Here is a 6717-nt window from a genome sequence, read left to right as displayed (position 1 = left end):
TGCTGGAACCCATCGGAAACGTTCCACCAGCAGAACGAGAAAGGACGTATTATCATCAACTGGAAGAGTCGGGTGAAGCTGCCTGACTCAAACAAACCGGTCTCCGGAATAACCGGGGCGGTTCAAGACGAGTGGGATGAGCTTGGTGGACCCGAAGGGCACCTCAAATCCCAGGGTTTCTACATCTATCGTGGTGATCGCTTGATTATCAGCGGCAGCTGGCTTGGCCTCACGCGCCAGACCGAGCTGACCAAGCTTTGCCGAATCCGGTTGGACATCCCGAACACGATGGATACCGATTGGAAGATCGACGTCAAGAAGGCGTCCGCCCAGTTGCCACCATTGGTGCGCGAGCGGCTCAAGAATATCGTCGAGCGCTTTGTGCAGACATCCAAGCGGACCTATAGAAAGCGGGGCCAGAAGCTAACAGAAGAGACACGGGTGCCGATGTGGCAACGGCTTCTGAAGGATGGGGCGATTGTCTATCAGCCGAACACTGATCATCCAGCCCTAGTCGAGTTCGAGGAGTGTTTACCAGTAGGTTTACGGCAGAAATTTAGGAACTGCATCTCGCTTGTCGGCGCTGGCCTACCGGTGGACTCACTGCATGCTGATCTGTTGGGTCAGGCCGAGTCCGTCAAGGCAACAGAGGCCGAGGCGGATGCTCTTAAACAGGCTCTACATGCAATAGTTCCAAAGCTGCTTGAGCAGGGCATCACGGAGACGGAGGTCCGCTCCATGCTCAAGACTACCGACATGTTCCGTAACGAATGGGCGCGGCTTGAGCCTATGCTATCCAGAATTCTCGAACAGGATGAACCGGAATGACAGACCAGCTCGATATGCTTGATAACATGGTATCCCAAGGGCTCGCTGATAGCGCTCGACGGACACCGGAAGGGATCAGAAAACTTATCGCTTCAGTACGCCAGGCTCCGATTTTTCCGGGTGTGACTGATGATGACGCTGAGATGCTGGCACGCGAGATCGAGGAACGAATCGGCGTCAGTATGGGGCTTGGTGCTACAGTGGACGCAAATGACTTCGAACCATGGCTCGAGAGGATTCGTCCGGAAATCGAGAGTGGATCCGATCCTTGGTACTACTGGTCACGCTACAAGAAACTGCTCTTTAAGAAAAAGTTTCCCCAAGACGTCATTTACGGGACTGACCAAGTAACGGACACGATTCTCGGGCGCCTCGGGAACCCACGAGAAAAACGGTCTTGGGATCGAAAGGGCATGGTCGTCGGACATGTCCAAAGCGGAAAGACTGCCAACTATACCGGTCTTGTCTGCAAGGCTGCTGATGCAGGATATCGTTTGATCATCGTGATCGCGGGAATCCATAGCAACCTGCGCAACCAGACTCAAGGTCGAATCGATGAGGGTTTCATAGGGCGCGACACTGGTCGCCTAGCCCAGATGGGTACTCGCGAAAAGCCCAAATTGATCGGGGTCGCCGAGTTTGATGACAGATTTACCCCAGTCAGCCTCACCAATACGATCAAAGATTTTAACAAGACCACCGCGACCTCGAACACGAGCCAAATCGCCTCCTATGCGGTACCAGTCGTGCTTGTGATCAAGAAAAATACACATACTCTACGCAACCTGACCGAGTGGCTGCGCGAGCATAGTGCCAACCATTCATCAGAGATGGTCGACCAGCCGATGCTGCTGATCGATGATGAAGCAGACAATGCATCCATCAATGTGAAATACGGAAAGAACGAGGTCTCTCGGATTAACGGACAGATCCGGGAATTGCTCGGCCTTTTCCGCCGCAGCTGCTATGTAGGTTACACCGCGACCCCGTTCGCAAATATCTTCATCGACCCTGAGCAAGATGAAGCGATGGAGGCGGAAGACCTCTTCCCACGAGATTTTATTATCGGCCTCGATGCCCCGAACAACTATTTTGGGCCGCGCAAGGTGTTCCTCGATGGCATGCCCGATGAGGAAGAGCCGCTCTATCTGCGCAACATCATCGACAACGAGGATGTTCTACCGATCCGACACAAGATAGACGATGATCTCGTTTCGGTCCCCCCTAGCATGATCGAGGCGCTCCGTGCATTTCTTGTTGCGCGGACCATCCGGGACTTGCGGGGACAGCGCGAACAGCACGCCTCGATGCTGGTCAACGCCAGCCGTTTCACCCGAATGCAGGGCCTTATCCGCAACAGGCTTCAGGAGGCGCTCGATACAATCCGGGTTTCCATCCGCGTAAACGCGTCTCTGGGTGAGCGGGGCATTCGAGATCCTGAGATTGCAGCGCTGCGCAATATATGGGCCGCCGAATTTTATGAAGCATGGCCGGACTGGAGTGAGATCCAAGCGCAGATGCTCAGTTCGATAGGTGCCGCGAAGGTCGTTGAGGTGAACAGTCGGGTTAATGATCTCGACTACTCCGCGGCGGGTGAGCGCGGACTGACCGTGATCGCAGTCGGCGGTTTCTCGTTGTCGCGAGGTCTCACCCTTGAAGGGTTGACCGTCTCCTACTTCCTGCGCAACTCAATGATGTATGACACTCTCATGCAGATGGGGCGCTGGTTTGGCTACCGGGGTAACTATGAGGACCTGTGCCGGATCTGGATGCCGCCTCAGGCTATAGGCTGGTATGCCCATATCGCCGAGGCCACCGAGGAACTTCACGAAGAACTTCGTCGCATGCAACGAGATAAGGCGACACCACTGCAATTCGGTCTGGCGGTGCGGAGTCATCCTTCGTCTCTCCTAGTCACCGCGCGAAACAAGCTGGGGTCAGGCGAGAAACATGTAAAAGTCGGCCTTTCGAACGGTTATGTCGAGACACATAAACTGATCAATGCACCTGCCGTTCTGGAGAGTAACAGGAGCGCGGCCCGAGCTTTTGCCTCCGCCCTACGAGAAGATGGTCATGACTTGATCGATGATAAACGCGAGAACGGTGGTTTCCTTCTAAGGGACGTCGATGTGTCCCGTATAGATGATTTCTTGCTTCGCTTCCGAAATGCTCGAGAAAGTATTGGGACGACCATCGAGCCGCTGCGCAGGTATATCAACCAGCGAGTTAATGATGAGCTTGATAAGTGGGATGTGTTCTTCGCGAGCGTGAAAGACAACGAGGCCAACAGGGACATTCTCGGCTGGCCCATCGGCCCTGCCAGAAGAAGCATAGGCGTCGAGAACCTCAAAGATGGCATATTATCCGTCAGTGGATCTCGTGCAAGGGTTGCCTCCAGGGGAGTTGAGAAAATAAGCGTGGCCCCACATGATGTAGCCTCTGCCGAAGCTGATTTTATGACGAGCCATGGTCTCAAGAACTCCAGCAAGACGAATTTTCCAGACCATATTTACAGGGGGGTGCGCAAAAAGCCGCTCTTGGTGCTTTTCCTGCTTTCGGTCAAACTTCCCGACAAAACCGAACACCGCGAGAGGTATGAAGAGCTTCTACCGAAAGAGCCCGTCGTTGCTTTCGGAATCAGCTTTCCCCACTCTTCGCGCCCGGATGAGAAAGTCGAGTATGTCATGAACACTACCATGCTCCGTGAATTGTTCGGCGAGGAAGATCAAGATGAAGATCTGGAGATGGTAGATGTCTGAAGTTCAGCCGTGGAATGGACTGGGGGTCAACGAGGCGCGTCGCGTCGACAAGTGCGGGCGCCACGATTTTTTCTGGGCCGTTGTCGAGAACGATAATGTAGCGCTCGCGCTTGCCCTTCCAGAGGATGCGGAGAAAGTCCTGCAGCTTCCGAAGATCAAGAGTCTCGATATTAGTTATCGTAAACTGGGAGAGCGAGACGCGCTGCTCGTTGTGCTCCGCGATCCTGAACAGGCCGACCTTTTCGCCAGTCTCTGTAAGGATATCATGTCAGCAGGGGAGCAAGGTGAAACATCGTCGGACGCCTTGGATCGGTCTGTGCGGCGCACCCTACGATGGCATCATTTGCTGCGGGGTGGATCTTCTGAGCGCTTGAGTGTCGATGAACAGAGAGGCTTGCTCGGGGAACTCCATGTGCTCCAGCTCCTTTGCGCCGAGATCGGGACAGAAGCGGCAATCGTTGCGTGGCGTGGCCCTGAAGGTGGTGCTAAGGACTTCGAGCTTCATGGCATGTGCATAGAGGTGAAATCACGTCGAGGTGCAGCAAGGCCACAGGTACAGATCTCATCTGCGGACCAGCTCGCGGACGTAGCTAGCGCCGATGTCTTTCTGTTGGTCTACGACGTCGATGCGGCAATCAAGCCAGAGGGAATGACACTTTCGGATCATGTACATGAAGTTGAGCTTATATTTAAATCCGCGACCTTGACCGCCTATGACACTTGGGAGCGACTGCTGGCAGCGGCAGGGTTTGACTGGGCGCATGACTACAGTGATAGGCGTTGGACAGTTGGTAAGCGCGTTACATTCCTTGTAGAGGAAGGCTTTCCTCGCATTCCCACGCCGCTGCCCATGGGCGTTCTCAATGTGAAGTATTCGGTCGCACTCAATGCTTGTGCTGAGTTTAAAGTCGAGGATGACCAGCTTCTGGCTAATATCAAAAAGACACAATTCGTCAATAATAAAGGTGGGATTTGATTCATGTCTGAACTCGAAGAATTCCACAGGGAACTTATCGCCGACATCCAAGGCGAGGCAGATGTAGGTGGAATTTACACAACTGAGGCCTTCTTCGAGAGAATGGGAGATATTCTGACTGAGGCAGGGGAACTGGATGGCGCAGATTATACGTATTTCGAGGGAGCAGGCCAGAATGGTGTTGCAATGCAGGTGGACGGCTATGGGGGCGATCCACGGGATGCACAGGGCATCCTAAGCTTGATACTCTGCGATTTCCAAGTCACGGAAGAAGTACGGCGTTTACAAAGTGAACATCTCAAGTCACGCTTCAATCGTATGTCTGTCTTTCTTCGACATGCACTTAGAGAGGATTTTCGGGAGAAGCTTGAAGAAACAAGTTCAGGCTTCATGTTGGCTGATCTCATCGCAACCACATGGCCTAACATTACTAAGATAAAACTGGTATTGATCACGAACGCAGAGAAGCGAGTAAAGGCGGATGGCCTGCCGGCAGGATCAATTGATGATAAACTAATTACTTACAGCGTTTGGGATCTGGCGAGGATTGAAAAATTTATTCGCTCTGGACAAACTCGCGAAGAGCTGGTGATCGACTTTGAGAAGGATTTCGGTGGAGGGATCCCGGTACTGAGAGCATCGATGGGTGACGCTGCGTTAGAGAGTTACGTAGCAGTGATTCGAGGAAGCCAACTAGGCGATATCTACGAAAAATGGGGAACGCGCCTTCTCGAGGCCAACGTTCGCAGCTTTCTTCAGGCACGAGGAAAAGTAAACCAAGGTATCCGGAACACGCTTGAAGATCAGCCAGAGATGTTTTTTGCTTATAATAACGGCATTACGGCTACCGCTGATGCTGTTGATATCCGTCAGACAGAAAATGGCCCACTCTTGGTCTCTGCGGATAATCTACAGGTCGTGAATGGGGGACAAACCACAGCGTCGATTCATTCCGCAAGGAAGCAACGCCCTAAAAAGCCCAAGGCTCGCCTCGAGGAAGTCTACGTTCAGATGAAACTAAATGTGGTGCCATCTGATACAGCAGATGAAGTCATTCCGAATATTTCACTTTATGCCAACAGCCAGAACAAAGTTAGTGATGCTGATTTGGCATCTAATCATCCATTCCAGATGCGGTTACAAGAGTTTTCTCGCCGGATACTTGCACCAAAAGGTTACGGCAAATACCAAGAAACAAGGTGGTTCTACGAGAGAGCACGCGGACAATATCCAGACGAGCGTACCCGACGCACCGACGCTGAGCGAAAAAAGTTTGATCTCGAGTACCCCCGATCGCAATACTTCAATAAGACAGATTTAGCTAAGTTCGAAAACTCATGGGCTGGTTTGCCTCATGTAGTGAGTCAAGGTGCGCAAAAAAACTTTGTTGCTTTTCAAAAGGAAGTTGCTAGCGAATGGAAAAAATCTGATAAACGCTTTGACGAGACTTGGTTTAAACGAATGATCGCAAAAGCAATGATATTTCGCCACCTCGAAAAGACCGTGCCGCAGCAACCTTGGTATCAAGGGGGTTACAGAGCAAAGATAGTCACCTACTCTATGGCAAAACTGGCCCACGACATCAATAAAATTAAGAAATTTGTCGATCTGGATAAAGTCTGGCGGCTGCAATCAGTACCCGAACCTATTGAAACTGCGTTTCTCCTCGCGGCTGAAGGTTCTCATCACGTCATCATTAATCCACCGCAAGGCGTCAGGGACATGGGTGAATGGGCTAAAAAACAAGCTTGTTGGTCTCAAGTACAAGAACGAAAAATCCAATATCCATCTGAGTTAAAAGAATATCTGACAACACTAGATGAAGCCGCGTCAGTTATAAGCGAAGAACGTAGAGAAAAAGCAGAAATTTTGGAGGTTAATACCTATTTATTTGTTTTCGAACGCGGAGGGCCTTTCTGGAGGCAGGCGCTCGAGTGGGGGATGAAAAATAAGCTTCTTACGCCAGCAGAGTCCGGTGTTCTAGAAAAATGCAGCAAGATCCCAAAAGTTCTGCCATCCGAGAGGCAGTGTGCTATTGCTATGAAAGCTCTTGAAAAATTGAAAGTAAATGGCTTTATAGGAAGTGATCAGGACGAAGCTGGTGATCGATTAATTTAAGAAATTATTTAAAATTTTAAATGCTTATGTAGAAAA

4 protein-coding genes are annotated in these 6717 nt (G+C 51.4%); all 4 read left to right on the top strand.

The features are described 5' to 3' along the window. The coding region (locus tag GEV37_RS10160; RefSeq protein WP_479694303.1) for a hypothetical protein at positions 1-828 on the top strand (828 nt) is incomplete at its 5' end. Beyond that, entirely contained in the window at positions 825-3587 is a 2763-nt protein-coding gene (locus GEV37_RS10155; RefSeq protein ID WP_227390119.1) for a Z1 domain-containing protein, read from the top strand. The genes GEV37_RS10160 and GEV37_RS10155, both read left to right, overlap by 4 nt. Beyond that, positions 3580-4563, top strand: coding sequence for a PD-(D/E)XK motif protein (locus tag GEV37_RS10150; RefSeq protein WP_227390118.1), 984 nt, complete (start codon positions 3580-3582; stop codon positions 4561-4563). The genes GEV37_RS10155 and GEV37_RS10150 overlap by 8 nt, the downstream gene beginning before the upstream one ends. Before the next feature lie 3 nt (positions 4564-4566). Further along, positions 4567-6681 (top strand): AIPR family protein, encoded by a 2115-nt coding sequence (locus GEV37_RS10145; RefSeq protein WP_227390117.1) that lies wholly within the window; start codon positions 4567-4569, stop codon positions 6679-6681. The last annotated feature ends 36 nt before the right edge of the window (positions 6682-6717 follow it).

Source organism: Vreelandella malpeensis, from assembly GCF_020622355.1.
Classification (GTDB): Bacteria; Pseudomonadota; Gammaproteobacteria; order Pseudomonadales; family Halomonadaceae; genus Vreelandella; species Vreelandella malpeensis.
The sequence above is the reverse complement of the archived record's forward strand: the minus strand, read 5'-3'. Positions and strand labels throughout refer to the sequence as shown.

Coding starts and splice junctions, on each gene's coding strand:
- GEV37_RS10155 (WP_227390119.1), top strand. CDS start 825: ATGACAGACCAGCTCGATATGCTTGATAACATGGTATCCCAAGGGCTC.
- GEV37_RS10150 (WP_227390118.1), top strand. CDS start 3,580: ATGTCTGAAGTTCAGCCGTGGAATGGACTGGGGGTCAACGAGGCGCGT.
- GEV37_RS10145 (WP_227390117.1), top strand. CDS start 4,567: ATGTCTGAACTCGAAGAATTCCACAGGGAACTTATCGCCGACATCCAA.